The sequence below is a fragment of the Archangium sp. genome, assembly GCF_036277355.1.
Lineage (GTDB): Bacteria > Myxococcota > Myxococcia > Myxococcales > Myxococcaceae > Archangium.
Genome location: NZ_DASUNC010000106.1, coordinates 22721 through 37678, shown reverse-complemented (window position 1 = coordinate 37678; position 14958 = coordinate 22721). Strand labels below are relative to the sequence as shown.

Sequence of the window (14958 nt, the reverse complement as noted above, 5' to 3'; positions counted from 1 at the left end):
GGTAGGCCACTTCCCCAGGCGAAAGGTGGAGGAGATGCGGCGGTCGTCTCCTCATCCACCCAACTTATCCGGTCTCTTCCTCCACCCAACCTACCCTGTGGTCTCGACTATGTTGAAAAACTTGTCGGACAGTCCACTAGCTCCCTTCCCGCCGAGGATCGCCGCCTCGGGGGCGGCCCCTGGAGCGCTCGCTCTCCTCCCCGTGACGAGGGCGTACCTTTCTCCCCGGGGTGGGAACGGGTGTTCCTTTCAGGGCGCACGGTCCGAACCGGGCCGTTCGTGCAAGTTGCAACCACGGGGCGGGGACGTTGTTCGTAACCCCTCGGAAGCCCTGGGGTTTCGAGGTGGGGAGGGTGGTACGGCGGGTGCTTCGTGAGAGGGCGCGTCATGAGCGCTTCCAACCAGGAGCAAGCCCCATGGATCTCGTCCTCGTGCTGGTCACCGTTGGTTTCTTCGCGCTCGCGTGGGCCTACACCCGCGGCTGCGAGCGCCTCTGAAACGGAGACACCCCATGACCTTCGAATACGTCTCCGGCGCCGTGCTCGCGGTGCTGCTCACCGTCTACCTCGTCTACGCGCTGCTCCGGCCGGAGCGCTTCTAGGCTCGCCATGACCCTCATCGGTGGGTTGCAGATCGTCCTCTTCTTCGTGCTGGTGCTGGCGGTGACGAAGCCGCTGGGCCTCTACCTCTTCCACGTCTTCGAGGGGCCCACGCAGCCCCTGCCCAAGGTGCTCGGGCCCGTGGAGCGGCTGCTGCTCAAGCTGTGCGGCGTGGACCCCAGGCGGAACCCCGAGCAGACGTGGGTGCGGTATGCCCTGTCGCTGCTGGCCTTCAGCCTCTTCAGCGTCCTCCTCGTCTACCTGCTGCAGCGATTGCAGCACGTGCTGCCGCTCAACCCCCAGAACCTGCCCGCGGTGGGTCCGGAGCTGGCCTTCAACACGGCCGCCAGCTTCACCACCAACACCAACTGGCAGTCCTACGCGGGCGAGTCCACCCTGAGCTACCTCACCCAGATGGCGGGGCTGGCCTGGCAGAACTTCGTGTCCGCGGCGGCGGGCATGGGGGTGGCGCTGGCGCTCGCGCGTGGCTTCACCCGGCGGCCCGGGCCCGAGGGACAGAAGACGCTGGGGAACTTCTGGGTGGACCTCATCCGCGGCACCCTCTACGTGCTGCTGCCCCTGTGCTTCGTGTACGCGCTCTTCCTCGTGTCCCAGGGCGTGCTGCAGAACTTCGCGCCCTACCGCGAGCTGACCACGCTGGAGGGAGTGAAGCAGACGCTCGCCATGGGCCCGGTGGCCTCGCAGGAGGCCATCAAGATGCTGGGCACCAACGGCGGCGGCTTCTTCAACGCCAACAGCGCCCACCCCTTCGAGAACCCCACGCCGCTCACCAACCTGGTGCAGCTGCTCTCCATCTTCGCCCTCCCCGCCGCCCTCACGTACACGTACGGGAAGATGGCGAGGGACACGAAGCAGGGCTGGGCCCTCTTCGCGGCCATGAGCCTCCTCTTCTTCGTGGGCGTGGCCGCCGCCTACGCCGCCGAGTCCCAGGCCAACCCCGCCGTGGCCGCCGCCCGGGTGGTGCAGCACGGCAACCTCGAGGGCAAGGAGGTGCGTTTCGGCATCCCCGCCTCGGCCCTCTTCGCCACCGTCACCACGGACGCGAGCTGCGGCGCCGTCAACTCCATGCACGACAGCTTCACCGCGCTCGGTGGCCTGGTGCCGCTCGTCAACATCCAACTGGGCGAGGTCATCTTCGGCGGCGTGGGCGCCGGCCTCTACGGCATCCTCGTCATGGTGGTGCTCGCCGTCTTCATCGCCGGCCTCATGGTGGGCCGCACCCCCGAGTACCTCGGCAAGAAGATAGAGGCGAAGGAGATGAAGCTCGCCATGCTGTACGTGCTCATCTTCCCGCTCGTCATCCTCGGGCTGGGCGCGGCCGCGGCGGTGCTTCCCCAGGGCGTGTCCTCGCTCCACGACGCGGGGCCGCATGGCCTGACCGAAATCCTCTACGCGTACTCCAGCGGCACGGGCAACAACGGGAGCGCCTTCGCCGGCCTCGATGCCAACACGCCCTTCTGGAACGTCTCCCTGGGTCTGGCCATGCTCGCCGGGCGCTTCCTGATGATCATCCCCGTGCTGGCCCTCGCCGGCTCCATGGTGGGCAAGAAGACGGTGGCCCCCGGCCCTGGCACCTTCCCCACCCACGGCGCGCTCTTCACCGGCCTGCTGGTGAGCGTGGTCGTCATCGTCGGCGCGCTCACCTTCTTCCCCGCCCTCTCCCTCGGCCCTCTCGTCGAGCACTACCTCGGCTAGGCCGGAAAGGTGTTCTGAGCCCATGCGCTCCTCGACCTCGACACCCGTGTCGCTCTTCGAGCCGTCGCTCTTGAAGCAGGCCGCGCTGGACAGCCTGCGCAAACTCCACCCCCGGGACGTGGCCCGCAACCCGGTGATGTTCGTGGTGTGGGCCGGCAGCCTGCTCACCACCGTGCTGGTGGTGAAGGACCTCGTCACGCCGGGGCCCGCGGATACGCCGGTGGGGTTCACCGTGTCGGTGATGCTGTGGCTGTGGTTCACCGTGCTCTTCGCCAACTTCGCCGAGGCGGTGGCCGAGGGCCGCGGCAAGGCCCAGGCGAGCTCGCTGCGCAAGATGCGCAAGGACACCCTCGCCCGCCGCCTGGTGGACGGGCGGGAGGAGCGCGTCCCCGCTCCCAACCTGCGCAAGGACGACCTCGTCGTCTGCGAGGCGGGGGACCTCATCCCCGGCGATGGCGAGGTGGTGGAGGGCATCGCCAGCGTGGACGAGTCCGCCATCACCGGCGAGTCCGCCCCCGTCATCCGCGAGTCCGGCGGGGACCGCTCGTCCGTCACCGGCGGTACCAGGGTGCTCTCCGACCGCATCGTCGTGCGCATCACCGCGGACCCGGGCGAGTCCTTCCTGGACCGGATGATCGGCCTCGTGGAGGGCGCCGCGCGGCAGAAGACGCCCAACGAGATTGCCCTGCACATCCTCCTGGTGGGCCTCACCCTCGTCTTCCTGCTGGCGTGCGTGACGCTGGTGCCGCTGGCGCTCTACTCGGGCGTGAAGCTGTCGGGCACGGCGGTGGTGGCGCTGCTGGTATGCCTCATTCCGACCACCATCGGCGGCCTGCTGTCCGCCATTGGCATCGCTGGCATGGACCGGCTGCTGCGCAAGAACGTGCTGGCCATGAGCGGGCGCGCGGTGGAGGCGGCGGGCGACGTGGACACGCTGCTGCTGGACAAGACGGGCACCATCACCCTGGGCAACCGCATGGCCACGGAGCTGCTGCCCCTGCCGGGCGTGCGCATGGAGGACCTGGCCGAGGCCTCGCAGCTGGCGAGCCTCGCGGACGAGACACCCGAGGGCCGCTCCATCGTCGTGCTGGTGAAGGACACCTACAAGATGCGTCCGCGCGAGCTGCAGGCGCACCAGGCCACCTTCGTGCCCTTCACCGCGCAGACGCGCATGAGCGGGTGCGACCTGGTGGACCCGCACCCACGCAGCATCCGCAAGGGCGCGGTGGATGCCGTCATCCAGCACGTGGAGGCCCAGGGCGGTGCCGTCCCGCCCGCGCTGCGCGAGACGGCGGCCCGCATCGGTGACGCGGGTGGCACCCCGCTGGCCGTGTGCGACGGCGCGCGCGTGCTCGGCATCATCCACCTCAAGGACGTGGTGAAGGGCGGCATCCAGGAGCGTTTCGACCGCTTCCGCGCCATGGGCATCCGCACGGTGATGATTACGGGCGACAACCCGCGCACCGCGGCGGCCATCGCCCGCGAGGCCGGGGTGGACGACTTCCTCGCCGAGGCCACGCCCGAGGCCAAAATGGAGCTCATCCGCGCCGAGCAGGCCAGGGGCAAGCTGGTGGCCATGACGGGAGACGGCACCAACGATGCGCCCGCGCTGGCCCAGGCGGACGTGGGCGTGGCGATGAACACCGGCACCCAGGCCGCCAAGGAGGCCGGCAACATGGTGGACCTGGACTCCAACCCCACCAAGCTGCTGGAGGTGGTGGAGGTGGGCAAGCAGCTGCTCATGACGCGCGGCACCCTCACCACCTTCTCCATCGCCAACGACGTGGCCAAGTACTTCGCCATCCTCCCCGCGCTCTTCATGGGCGTGTTCCCGGAGATGGGCCCGCTCAACATCATGGGCCTCACGTCGCCCTACAGCGCCATCCTCTCCGCCGTCATCTTCAACGCCCTCATCATCATCGCCCTCATTCCGCTGGCCCTGCGCGGCGTGCGCTACCGGCCCCTGGGCGCGGCGGCGCTCCTGCGGCGCAGCCTGCTGCTGTACGGCGTGGGCGGCGTCATCGTCCCCTTCATCGGCATCAAGGCCATCGACGTGCTCCTCACCGCCGCCGGGCTGGCTTGAGAAAGGACCCGCTCCATGTTCTCCACGCTCCTCCTCGCTCTGCGCGCCGCGCTCGTCACCCTGGTGCTCACCGGCGTGCTCTACCCATTGGCCGTCACCGGCGTGTCCCAGGTGCTCTTCCCCGAGGAAGCCAACGGCTCGCTCGTCACCCACGAGAAGGGCCAGGTGGTGGGCAGCGCCCTCATCGGCCAGGGCTTCTCCCGGCCCGGCTACTTCCAGCCCCGGCCGTCCGCGGCCGGCAACGGCTACGACGCCGTGGCCTCCAGCGGCAGCAACCTCGGGCCCACTTCCCGGAAGCTGAGGGAGCGGGCGGTGGCCGAGGCCGAGCGCCTGCGCCAGGAGAACCCGGACGCCCCGGGCCCCGTGCCCGCAGAGCTCGTCACCACCTCGGGCTCGGGCCTGGACCCGCACCTGTCCCCCGAGGCCGCGCGCTGGCAGGTGCCCCGCGTGGCCCGTGCCCGCCACGTGGCGCCCGAGCGCATCCTGGCCGTGGTGGACGCGCACACCGAGGGGCGCACGCTGGGCGTGCTCGGTGAGCCGCGGGTGAACGTGTTACAGCTCAACCTGGCGTTGGATCGGCAGTTCGGCGAGAGCGTGGGCACGGCGGCAGAGGTCCCGTGAAGCGGAAGAGTCGCGCGGAAGACTTCCTCGAGCTGGTCGAGCGCGGCCGGCGCGGGCGGCTGAAGCTGTACATCGGCTTCGCCGCCGGCGTGGGCAAGACGTACCGCATGCTCGAGGAGTCCCACGCCCTGCGGCAGCGCGGGGTGGACGTGGTGCTCGGCTTCATCGAGCCGCACGGCCGCGCCGAGACGGCCGCGCTCGTCGAGGGGTTGGAGGTGGTGCCGCGCCAGGTGTTCACCTACCGGGACGTGGCCGTGGAGGAGATGGACCTGGACGCGGTGCTGGCGCGCAAGCCCCAGGTGGCGGTGGTGGACGAGCTGGCCCACACCAACGTCCCCCTGTGCCGCCACCGCAAGCGCTACCAGGACGTGGAGGAGCTGCTCGCCGCCGGCATCAACGTCATCGGCGCCTTCAACGTGCAGCACCTGGAGAGCCTCAACGACATCATCGAGCGCGCCACCGGCATCCGCGTGCGCGAGACGCTCCCGGACAGCTTCCTCAAGAACGCGGACCAGGTGGTGAACCTGGACCTGGCGGTGGAGGATCTGCACGAGCGGCTGAAGACGGGAAGAATCTACGCGCCGGACAAGGTGCCGCACGCGCTGGAGGGCTTCTTCAAGCAGGAGAACCTCTCCTCGCTGCGCGAGCTGGCGCTGCGCGAGGTGGCCGAGAGCCTGGACCGCTCCACGGGCACGCGCGCGCGCCCGGGCGAGGAGCCGCCGCAGAAGGGAGGGGGCTGGGGCCGGGTGATGGTGGCGCTCAGCAGCAACCCGCCGCACGCGGCCACGCTGTTGCGCCGGGGCTCGCGGATGGCGGGCCGGCTCAACACGGACTGGTTCGTCGTCTACGTGGAGACGCCCGGCGAGGCCCCGCACCTCATCGACTCGGAGGCGCAGCGCCACCTGCTGGCCAACATCGAGCTGGCGAAGGAGCTGGGCGCGGAGGTGGTGAGGGTGAAGGGGAAGGAGCCGGTGGTGGCGCTGCTGGACTTCGCCCGCTCGCACGGGGTGGGCCACATCATCGTGGGCCGCTCGCGCCAGCCGTGGTGGAAGCAGTGGCTGGGGCGCGCCTCGGACGTGCGCCTGTTGCGCGAGGGCGAGGGCTTCGACATCCACGTGGTGTCCTTCCATCCGCCCCAGGAGGAGCGCCCGTCATGAGTCTGCGTGCCAAGCTGCTGCTGGCCCAGGCGCCGCTGGCGCTCGCGCTGCTGCTGGTGGGCGTGGTGGCCGTCAACACGCTCGGCCGGGTGGGGCACGCGGGGCAGGACATCCTCGCGGACAACTACCGCAGCGTGCTGGCCATGCAGCGCATCATCGAGCACCTGGAGCGTCTGGACAGCGCTTCCCTCTTCCTCGTCGCGGGCGAGCGGCAGCGGGGGCTGGAGCAGGCCCGGGAGCACCTGCGGCCGCTCGAGGCGGAGCTGACGGTGCAGGAGGGCAACATCACCGAGCCCGGAGAGACCGAGGCCACCGCCCGGCTGCGGCGGGCCTGGACGCGCTACCGCACCGGGTACGAGGCCTTCGCCTCCGGGGAGCGGGCCGAGTCCCGGCGCGCGGCCTACTTCGAGGTGCTGGCGCCGGCCTTCCGCGAGGCCAAGGCGGCCACCCAGGCCCTCCTCGCGCTCAACCAGGACGCCATGGTGCGCAAGAGCGACGCCCTGGAGCGGCAGAGCCGCCGGATGAACACGCTCATGGTGATGGCCGTGGGCGTGGCGCTGGTGGGCGGCCTGCTCGCCTCGGTTTCCCTCACCCAGCGGGCGCTGCGGCCGGTGTCCGTGCTCTCCCAGGCGGTGCGGCGGTTGGGGCAGGGGGACCTGGCCACGCGCGCGGTGGTGCGGGGCCAGGATGAGATTGCTCAGCTCGCCCGGGACTTCAACGCCATGGCGGAGGCGCTGCAACGCTACCGGCGGAGCTCGCTGGGGGAGCTGCTCCAGGCGCAGGCGTCCTCGCAGGCCTCCATCGACAGCCTGCCGGACCCGGTGGTGGTGTTCGGCGTGGAGGGCGGGGTGCTCAACGTCAACCGCGCCGCGGAGGAGGTGCTGCGGCTGTTGGTGGAAGGGGGCAGCGGAGCGCTGGGGCAGGTGGTGCCGGAGGTGCGCGAGGTGCTGGAGCGGGTGCGCGCGCACGTGCTGGGCGGCAAGGGGCCGTACCTGCCGAGGGGTTACGAGGAGGCGGTGCGGGTGGAGGGCGGGGAGGGAGGCCGGTGGCTGCTGCCGCGCGGCAGTCCGGTGTACGGAGAGGGCGGCGGCGTGGTGGGGGCCACGGTGCTGCTCCAGGACGTGACGCGGCTGCGGCGCTTCGACGAGCTGAAGAACGACCTGGTGGCCACGGTGGCGCATGAGTTCCGCACGCCGCTGACCTCGTTGCGCATGGCCATCCACCTGTGCGCCGAGGGCGTGGCGGGGCCCATCACGGAGAAGCAGGCGGACCTGCTGTACGCGGCGCGTGAGGACTGCGAGCGGCTGCAGGGCATCGTGGATGACCTGTTGGATTTGTCGCGGCTGCAATCGGGGCGGGTGGAGTTGGAGGTGCGGCCGGTGTCCACGGAGGCGGTGCTGGAGGCGGCGTTGGCGCCGCACCGGGTGGCGGCGGAGGAGCGGGGGGTGCGGCTGTCCAGGGAGCAGGCGCCGGGGCTGGAGCGGGTGGAGGCGGATCCGGACCGCTTGCAGCTGGTGCTGTCCAACCTGGTGGCCAACGCCGTGAGGCACACCTCGCGGGGAGGCGAGGTGGTGGTGCGGGCGAGGCAGGAGGAGGAGCGGGTGCGCTTCGAGGTGGCGGACACGGGCGAGGGCATCGCACCGGAGCACCAGCAGCGCATCTTCGAGAAGTTCTACCGGGTTCCTGGAGCGGGCACCGGGGGCGCGGGGCTGGGCCTGTCCATCGCACAGGAGATCGTCCAGGCGCACGGGGGGGAGATGGGGCTCTCCAGCGAGCCGGGAGTGGGGAGCACCTTCTGGTTCACCCTGCCGCGGACGAGGGCACCGGAGGGGGATGCGTCCGCTCCAGCGTTCGAGCGCTGATTCAATCGCCGAGCTCGCCACGGATGAGCCGGGTGAACTCGGGCACCGTCTTCGCGAGCCCGTCGAGGAGCTGGGGCAGTTCCATGGGAGGGCGCCTCAGTGCCGCAGCCTGTTTCTTCAAGAGCGCCATCATCCCGGTTGGATCCAGATCGAACAGGTTGGCGAGAAATTCGTCTGGATGTTGTGCCTCGATACCGGGAGGCAGGTCCTTGGCTCGGAAGTGTTTCAGGTTGCTCGTCACGATGACCTGCGCATGCGCGTGAAGGGCCACGGCAACGACGTGGCGGTCTCCTTCATGGTTGCGTAGGTCCGGCACCAATGACTCGTGACCGGTCACCCGTGCATTGGGAAAGGCCTTTTGCATCTGAGCGACGAGGGAGCGGGCGCGCTCCTCTGTGGTGGTCGCCGTCGACACCAGGTTACGGCGCATCTCCTCGAGGATTTGTGCGCTCCAGTAGGGCTGGTAGTGCCCTGCATGCGCAGCTCTCAACAAGGTGTCCCGCAGAGAGAAGGGGAAGAGCACGCAGGCATCGAGGACGCTCTTGAAGGTTGACGTGAACAATCGGTTTGGACACGCTAACCTCCCAAGTCACTTCCTTCAACTGCACTCGGAGTAGCCGCCAAAATCCTGGCTCATCTGCGCCAACTCATCCAGGTCCGCTTCTCGTTGGGCGTCGCGCTTCTCCTTGTACGCCAGCAGGTCATCGATGCGGATGCGCCGGTGCTTTCCGGTCTTCGTGTAGGGGATGGCTCCCTCATCCAGGAGGCGGACCAGGTACTGGCGGGAGACGTTGAGCAGATCCGCAGCCTGTTGGGAGGTGAGCTCCTTGTGGACCGGGACCACGGTCACGGCGTCTCCCCGAGCTAGCACCGTGACGACCTGCCGGAGCAGGTGGAAGACGGGTTCAGGCAGCTCGAGGGTCTCGCCTCGGGGGCCGACGAGCCTGGGCCTCTGTGTGCTCTTGCCCTCCATGAGCCGGGCCAATTCGACGACCTCGGCCAGGGCCTGCTCGGAAGCGGAGACCGGATTTCTCGGGTCCAACATCGCGGGAGAGGGGACTTTGCGAGCGCGAGACATATCCATGAATCTACGGATAATCGTCCCAAACGCAACCACCTCGTAGGTAGCTCCCTCGGCTGGAAGACACCGGCCGGGCGCCGCCCGCTCACCCCATGCCGCCCGGGGCCGCCTCGTACTTCTTGCGCTTGCGCCAGAGGGTGGACGCGTCGATGCCGAGGATGTGCGCGGCCTCGTCCAGGGTGGGGACGCTCGCCATCACCCGGAGGATGTGCTCACGCTCCACCTCCTCCAGCGTGTGGGGCCCGCCCAGCGCCACCACCGAGCCCGTGGCCGCGGCGATGCGCTCCGGGAAGGCCTGCGGCTCCAGCACTTCCGCCGGCCAGACGATGAGCGCCCGCTCCAGCGCATTGCGCAGCTCGCGCACGTTGCCCGGCCACCCATGGGCCCGCAGCATCTTCTCCGTCGCCGGGGACAGCTCCGGCACCGGCCGCTTCGCCGTGCGCGCGAAGAAGGCCAGGAAGCGCCGGGCCAGCGGGAGGATGTCCTCGGGCCGTTCCCTCAGCGCCGGCAGCTTCACCTCGACGACGTTGAGCCGGTAGAGCAGATCCTCCCGGAAGTGGCCCCCGGCCACGGCCTTCTCCAGCTCCCGGTTGGTGGCCGCCACCACCCGCACGTCCGCCCGGCGCGTGCGCCCCTCGCCCAGGCGCTCGAACTGCTTGTCCTGGAGGAAGCGCAACAGCTGCGCCTGCAGCGCGGGACTCATCTCCGTCACCTCGTCCAGGAAGAGCGTGCCGCCCTCGGCCTGCTCCACCCGGCCCGGCTGGTCCCTCACCGCGCCCGTGAAGGCGCCGCGCACGTGGCCGAAGAGCTCGCTGGAGAGCAGCTGCTCGGAGAGGGCGGGGCAGTTGATGGTGACGAAGGGCCGGCGGCGCCGCGCGCTCAGCGAGTGCAGGGCCCGCGCGAGCACCCCCTTGCCCGTTCCGCTCTCCCCGCGCAACAGCACCGCCGCGTCCGAGGCCGCCGCCCGGGTGACGAGCGCCAGCGCCGCGTGCATGGCTGGCGAGGCCGTCTCCAGCGTGGCCTCGGGCACCGACTGGGCGAGCTGGCCCTCCAGGTTGCCCAGCTGGGAGCTCAGCTCCTGGTGGGCGCGCGTCTTGTCCACGAGGTGCCGTATCTGCGCGGGGGTGAAGGGCTTGGGGAGGTAGTCGCGCGCCCCGCGCTTCATCGCCTCCACCGCGGTGTCGAAGGTGGCGTAGGCGGTGATGAGGACGACGTCCAGGGTGGGGGACTCGGCGAGCAGGCGGGGCAGCAGCTCCAACCCGCTCGCGGTGCCCAGGCGCAGGTCCACGAAGGCCAGGTCGGCCGGGGACTGGGCGAGCGCGGCGAGCGCGGCCTCGGCCGTGGCCGCCTCCCGCACCTCGCAGCCGAGCCCCTCCAGGCACATGCGCAGCGTGGTGCGGATGTTCCGCTCGTCGTCCACCACCAGCACCCGCATCGGGCGCGGCTCCACCACGGGCGCGACAGGTCCGGTCTCCATGCCCTCATCCTAAGTGCAGGCCGCGCGCCATACCGGAGGTGGGTTCCTCCCCAGGTGGAAGAAGGGGAGAGCCGGCCCGGGGGAGGTTGCATCCTGCACGCGGGTCCGGGCGCCCCGGTTGCAGGGTGCAAGGAAGGCTGGCACGGAGGCGGACCGTGCTCATGTGTAGGGCATGGCGACGCGCGCGATGAGCCGGGGCGAGCCGGGGCTCACCCGGGAGCACTGGGGTGTCCTGAGCCGGGTGCTGGTGGGGGCCCTGGCCGTGCTGCTGTTCGGGGGGGGCCTGTCCTGGGTGCTGGGGGCCGAGCGGCGGGCCCTCCAGGCCCTGGAGCCGGGGAAGCGGGCGGTGCTCTTCCAGGAGAGCTATGCGAGCTTCGAGACCTTGTGCCAGGAGGACCCGGGGGGCGCCCTCACGGCCAACTGCCGCCGGCAGGCCCGTTTCCTGACGCAGTTCCCCGAGTGTGGCACCGCCTGCCGCGCGCGGACCTCCCCGTACCTCTCCTCCTGGACGCGCTGAGCGGGCGCCCTTGCCCTCTTCCAGGCCCGGAGGAGGGGACGGCTACTCCGCGTCCTCCTCCGGAGCGGCCGGCACGGGCGTGATGGCCACCTTCTTCCGGGCGCCTCCCGCGGCCGGGCGCCGGGCCCGGGGCCTCTTGCCCAGGAGCGCGGGGCCGCTGACCTCCTCGGGCATGAGGCCCGTGGTGGGCGTGCCCTCGGGATGCGCGGGCCGGGGCTTGATGCGGCGCGGGGGCAGCAGATCCGGCTCTCCCGGCACCTTCTGGGCCAGGAAGATGGCCGCGTCCAGCTTGTAGAAGTTGCGCGCCCGGTACCACGAGAGCGCCGACTCGTTGTTCTCCGCCACCTCCAGCACCAGGTGCGTGCAGCCCCGCGTGCGCGCCAGGTGCTGCAGCTGCTCCATGATGAAGCTGCCCACGCCCCGGCCCTGGTAGTCCGGGTGCACCGCCAGCTCCTCCACGAAGAGCGGCCGCATGCCCCGCTTCTCGAACCAGCGCGGGTTCACCCAGTTGTCGTCCCCCGTGGCCTCGAAGGCGCACTCGGAGTAGCCGACGATGTCCCCGTTCACCTCGTAGACGAGCTGCTCTATCCACTCCGAGGAGTACACCTCGAGGAAGCGCCGCTTGGAGCGGGGCCGCTGGTACTCGACTGTCTCGCGGTTGACGTCCCGGAAGACGAGCTTGAGGAACTCCCAGGCCCGGTTCAGGTCCCTGCGGTGGATGCGCCGCACGCGCACCTCCAGCGTGTCCTTCTTCTTGCGCGAGGGAGGTTTCGTCTCACTCATATACCCCCCCCTCCTAGCCGACTCGGCGGCGCGATGCGCGGGGAACCGTACGCGACTACCCACTGCCCGGCATATGGTGCGCGCGTGAACCCTCCGACGAACCCGACTCCCCGGTGGCTGCTGTACGGCGCCACCGGCTATACCGGTGCCCTCATCGCCGAGGAGGCCGTGCGCCGCGGCCACAAGCCCGTGCTGGCCGGCCGCTCGCGCGAGAAGCTCACCCCCCTGGCCTCGCGGCTGGGCCTGGACGCGGTGGCGGTGGGCCTGGACGACCTGCGCGGCCTGGTGTCCGCCCTGGAGGGCCTGCCCCTGGTGGTGCATGCCGCCGGCCCCTTCGTGCACACCAGCGAGCCCATGGTGCAGGCCTGCCTCGCCGCCGGGGCCCACTACCTGGACATCACCGGCGAGATTCCCGTCTTCGAGAACACCTTCCGCCACGACGCCGAGGCGAAGCGCCGCAACGTCGTCCTGATGTCCGGGGTGGGCTTCGACGTGGTGCCCACGGACTGCCTCGCCCGCTACGTGGCGGACAAGGTGCCCGGCGCTCACGAGCTGGAGCTGGCCATCGCCGCCGTCGCCTCGCCCAGCGCCGGCACCGCGAAGTCCATGCTGGAGGGCCTGCCCTCCGGCTGCTTCGTGCGCCGGGGCGGCCAGCTGCAACCGTGGCCCATGGGGCAGGGCGTGCGCCGGGCGCGCTTCTCCGACAAGGAGCGCACCGTCGTCCCCATTCCCTGGGGAGACCTGGTGACGGCCTGGCACTCCACCGCCATCCCCCACATCACCACCTACCTGGCCCAACCGGCGGCCGTGGCCCACGCGCTGCGCTTCACCTTCCCCGTGCTCCGGCGGCTGGTGGCGGTGGAGCCCGTGCGCGAGCAGCTGGCCCGGCTGGTGGAGGCGCGCGTCCAGGGGCCGGACGAGACGCTGCGCCAGCGGGGCCGCTCCCAGGTGTGGGCCGAGGCGCGCGCGCCGGACGGGCGGCGGGCGGAGGCGGTGCTGGAGACACCCGAGGCCTATGCCTTCACCGCCCGGGCCACGGTGCGCGCGGTGGAGGAGGTGCTGGCCGGAGCGCGGCGGGGTGCCTTCACCCCGGCCCAGGCCTTCGGCGCGGACTTCGTCCTCTCCATCGAGGGCGTGCGCCGCATGGACCTGCCCACGTAGGGGAGTCCCCTCCCGGCCGGCTCCCCCCCAGGCGGGGAGGCTGGGAGGGAGACACGCGGGGTCATCTCCACCCCGGGTGTTGGCTGACATCCCCCGGGAGGGGGCGACGCGCGCCAGGAGGGCGCATCCGATATCCTGCGGCCCGTGCGCGGAGGACCTGCGCCGCCCGTGGGGAAGCGCGGAGCCGAGAGGGCCCGCGGAGGAAGGAGAACCATGTCCAGGCGTTTCACGTCCCGGGCCGAGGGGGGACGATGACGTTCAAGCGGAAGGTCTTCCTCCTGCCGGTGGTGGCCACCGTCTTCCTGTTGGGCATCCTCGGGGTGTCGGTGGTGGTGGGCCAGGTCACGGCGCGGCTGGGCCGGCGCATCGCGGACGGGTACACGCCCGCGCTCGCCACGGCGCGCAACCTGGAGGCGCTGGCGGTGTCCCTCGAGACCGGTCTGCGCGAGGCGTACCTGGGACGGGACGTGGCCCGGCTGGCGGGACTGTGGGCGCAGGTGAAGGCGTTCGAAGAGGAGCTGGCGCGCGGGGCGGCCAACCCGGTGATGGAGGCCTCGCGGGTGCAGACGCTGGACGAGGCCTTCGACGCGTTCTGGTCCCAGGGGCAGCGCACCCTGGAGCAGGCGGCGCGGGCGGAGCCGGAGGCGGAGGCGGCCTTCGCGCAGGCGATGCAGCGCTCGGCGGCGCTGCGGCAGCTGCTGCGCGGCACGAGCGAGTGGGCCCATGCCGGGCTGGAGCGCTCCTACGACGAGATGGCCGTGCTGCAGCGCGGGCGGCGGCTGTGGGTCATCAGCCTGTCGGTGCTGTGCCTGGTGGCGCTGTGGGGGCTGTCGTTCTGGCTGGTGCGGGGCGTGGTGGGGCCGCTCCACCGGTTGACGCAGGTGACCACGCGCATCGCCACCGAGGGAGACCTCACGCAGCGCATCGACGTGGACTCGCGGGACGAGCTGGGCGAGCTGGCGCGGGGGATTGAAGCGCTGGTGACACGGCTGCGCACGGTGCCGGTGACGCTGGAGGACGTGCTGGACGAGCTGACGCAGGCGGCGGAGCGGCTCACCGAGTCGAGCCAGCGGCAGCTGTCGTTCCTCAGCCACCAGTCGCGCAGCCTGTCGGAAGCGGGCTCGACGATGAGTGAGATCGCCCAGACGTCGAACCTGGCGGCGAGCCGGGCGGAGATGGTGCTGCGGGTGGCGGCGCAGGCGGACGCGTTCAGCGCCTCGGGGCGGCAGTCCATCGAGAGCAGCGCCCAGGGGTTGCAGCAGCTGCGCGAGCGGGTGGATGCGCTGATGCGCAGCGTGGCGCACCTGTCGGAGCAGGCGGCGCGGGCCGGTGAAATCATCGGCAGCGTGAGGGACCTGGCGGACCAGTCGAACGTGCTGGCGCTGAATGCATCCATCGAGGCGGCGCGGGCGGGGGAGGAGGGGCGGGGCTTCGCGGTGGTGGCGCGGGAGATGCGGGCGCTGAGCGGCCAGTCGGTGCAGAGCACGCAGCGCATCGGGAAGATATTGCTGGAGATCAACCAGGCCATCCGCGCGGCGGTGTCCATCGCCGAGCAGGACAGCCAGCAGATGGAGGCGGGGATCGTCCAGGTGATGACGTCCGCGGACCGGCTGAAGGAGATCACCACGGTGGTGCACGAGAGCAGCCAGGCGGCGAAGCAGATCGTGGCCTCGGTGACGCAGCAGAACGCGGGCATCGCGCAGATGACCAACGTGATGACGACGCTGTCGCAGATGATGGGCGACGTGGTGGAGTCCACGATGAACGCCGAGGAGTCGGTGATGCGGATGAACGCCACGCTCGCGCGGCTGAAGCAGGTGGCCACGAGCTTCCGCGTGTAGCCCCTCATGAAGCCAGACGCCGGCTCCCCAGAGAGGAGGCCGGCGCCGGGGAGGGGTTGC

At 70.9% G+C, this 14958-nt stretch carries 14 protein-coding genes; 10 read left to right on the top strand and 4 right to left on the bottom strand.

Annotated elements, in window-relative coordinates; translation table 11 throughout:
- The first annotated feature begins 365 nt into the window (after positions 1-365).
- From VFZ09_RS28105 to VFZ09_RS28075, 7 genes are read left to right on the top strand one after another with little or no spacing between them, the layout of a single operon-like run.
- Complete coding sequence (locus VFZ09_RS28105) at positions 366-497, top strand: hypothetical protein (protein ID WP_329730766.1); 132 nt, start codon at positions 366-368, stop codon at positions 495-497.
- A gap of 14 nt (positions 498-511) precedes the next feature.
- Entirely contained in the window at positions 512-601 is a 90-nt protein-coding gene (gene kdpF, locus VFZ09_RS28100) for a K(+)-transporting ATPase subunit F (protein ID WP_329730765.1), read from the top strand.
- 7 nt (positions 602-608) lie between these two features.
- Entirely contained in the window at positions 609-2315 is a 1707-nt protein-coding gene (kdpA, locus tag VFZ09_RS28095; protein ID WP_329730764.1) for a potassium-transporting ATPase subunit KdpA, read from the top strand.
- Positions 2316-2337: 22 nt separating this feature from the next.
- Positions 2338-4398 carry a potassium-transporting ATPase subunit KdpB gene (kdpB, locus tag VFZ09_RS28090; RefSeq protein ID WP_329730763.1) on the top strand — a complete coding sequence of 687 codons (2061 nt, stop codon included), beginning with the start codon at positions 2338-2340 and terminating at the stop codon, positions 4396-4398.
- Between the two features lie 15 nt (positions 4399-4413).
- The gene (gene kdpC / locus VFZ09_RS28085; protein ID WP_329730762.1) at positions 4414-5019 is read left to right on the top strand and encodes a potassium-transporting ATPase subunit KdpC; all 606 of its coding nucleotides are present in this window, start codon (positions 4414-4416) and stop codon (positions 5017-5019) included.
- Positions 5016-6176, top strand: a complete 1161-nt coding sequence (locus tag VFZ09_RS28080; RefSeq protein WP_329730761.1) for a sensor protein KdpD — start codon at positions 5016-5018, stop codon at positions 6174-6176. Before kdpC ends, VFZ09_RS28080 begins: the two co-directional genes overlap by 4 nt.
- The gene (locus VFZ09_RS28075) at positions 6173-8038 is read left to right on the top strand and encodes a sensor histidine kinase (RefSeq protein ID WP_329730760.1); all 1866 of its coding nucleotides are present in this window, start codon (positions 6173-6175) and stop codon (positions 8036-8038) included. The genes VFZ09_RS28080 and VFZ09_RS28075 overlap by 4 nt, the downstream gene beginning before the upstream one ends.
- A gap of 1 nt (position 8039) precedes the next feature.
- On the opposite strand, the gene VFZ09_RS28070 is transcribed toward VFZ09_RS28075, so the two are convergent.
- The 3 genes from VFZ09_RS28070 to VFZ09_RS28060 form a co-directional block, all read right to left on the bottom strand.
- Positions 8040-8600, bottom strand: a complete 561-nt coding sequence (locus VFZ09_RS28070; RefSeq protein ID WP_329730759.1) for a PIN domain-containing protein — start codon at positions 8598-8600, stop codon at positions 8040-8042.
- Positions 8601-8636: 36 nt separating this feature from the next.
- Positions 8637-9116: a helix-turn-helix domain-containing protein gene (locus VFZ09_RS28065; RefSeq protein ID WP_329730758.1), complete on the bottom strand. Its 480-nt coding sequence runs from the start codon at positions 9114-9116 to the stop codon at positions 8637-8639.
- Positions 9117-9204: 88 nt separating this feature from the next.
- A complete protein-coding gene (locus VFZ09_RS28060; protein ID WP_329730757.1) occupies positions 9205-10596 on the bottom strand; it encodes a sigma-54 dependent transcriptional regulator in 1392 nt (463 codons plus the stop codon).
- Positions 10597-10768: 172 nt separating this feature from the next.
- On the opposite strand from VFZ09_RS28060, the gene VFZ09_RS28055 reads away from it, so the two are divergent.
- Entirely contained in the window at positions 10769-11113 is a 345-nt protein-coding gene (locus VFZ09_RS28055) for a hypothetical protein (protein WP_329730756.1), read from the top strand.
- 42 nt (positions 11114-11155) lie between these two features.
- On the opposite strand, the gene VFZ09_RS28050 is transcribed toward VFZ09_RS28055, so the two are convergent.
- Complete coding sequence (locus VFZ09_RS28050) at positions 11156-11896, bottom strand: GNAT family N-acetyltransferase (RefSeq protein WP_329730755.1); 741 nt, start codon at positions 11894-11896, stop codon at positions 11156-11158.
- 84 nt (positions 11897-11980) lie between these two features.
- Between VFZ09_RS28050 and VFZ09_RS28045 the strand changes: the two genes are divergently transcribed.
- Positions 11981-13057 (top strand): saccharopine dehydrogenase family protein, encoded by a 1077-nt coding sequence (locus VFZ09_RS28045; RefSeq protein WP_329730754.1) that lies wholly within the window; start codon positions 11981-11983, stop codon positions 13055-13057.
- A 251-nt stretch (positions 13058-13308) separates the two neighbouring features.
- On the top strand, positions 13309-14898 hold the full coding sequence (locus tag VFZ09_RS28040; protein WP_329730753.1) for a methyl-accepting chemotaxis protein: 1590 nt from the start codon (positions 13309-13311) through the stop codon (positions 14896-14898).
- The last annotated feature ends 60 nt before the right edge of the window (positions 14899-14958 follow it).

What these genes read in the sequence shown, in the direction of transcription:
- kdpF (WP_329730765.1), top strand. Translation starts at nt 512, where the DNA reads ATGACCTTCGAATACGTCTCCGGCGCCGTGCTCGCGGTGCTGCTCACC.
- kdpA (WP_329730764.1), top strand. Translation starts at nt 609, where the DNA reads ATGACCCTCATCGGTGGGTTGCAGATCGTCCTCTTCTTCGTGCTGGTG.
- kdpB (WP_329730763.1), top strand. Translation starts at nt 2,338, where the DNA reads ATGCGCTCCTCGACCTCGACACCCGTGTCGCTCTTCGAGCCGTCGCTC.
- kdpC (WP_329730762.1), top strand. Translation starts at nt 4,414, where the DNA reads ATGTTCTCCACGCTCCTCCTCGCTCTGCGCGCCGCGCTCGTCACCCTG.
- VFZ09_RS28075 (WP_329730760.1), top strand. Translation starts at nt 6,173, where the DNA reads ATGAGTCTGCGTGCCAAGCTGCTGCTGGCCCAGGCGCCGCTGGCGCTC.
- VFZ09_RS28065 (WP_329730758.1), bottom strand. Translation starts at nt 9,116, where the DNA reads ATGTCTCGCGCTCGCAAAGTCCCCTCTCCCGCGATGTTGGACCCGAGA.
- VFZ09_RS28060 (WP_329730757.1), bottom strand. Translation starts at nt 10,596, where the DNA reads ATGGAGACCGGACCTGTCGCGCCCGTGGTGGAGCCGCGCCCGATGCGG.
- VFZ09_RS28055 (WP_329730756.1), top strand. Translation starts at nt 10,769, where the DNA reads ATGGCGACGCGCGCGATGAGCCGGGGCGAGCCGGGGCTCACCCGGGAG.
- VFZ09_RS28050 (WP_329730755.1), bottom strand. Translation starts at nt 11,896, where the DNA reads ATGAGTGAGACGAAACCTCCCTCGCGCAAGAAGAAGGACACGCTGGAG.
- VFZ09_RS28040 (WP_329730753.1), top strand. Translation starts at nt 13,309, where the DNA reads ATGACGTTCAAGCGGAAGGTCTTCCTCCTGCCGGTGGTGGCCACCGTC.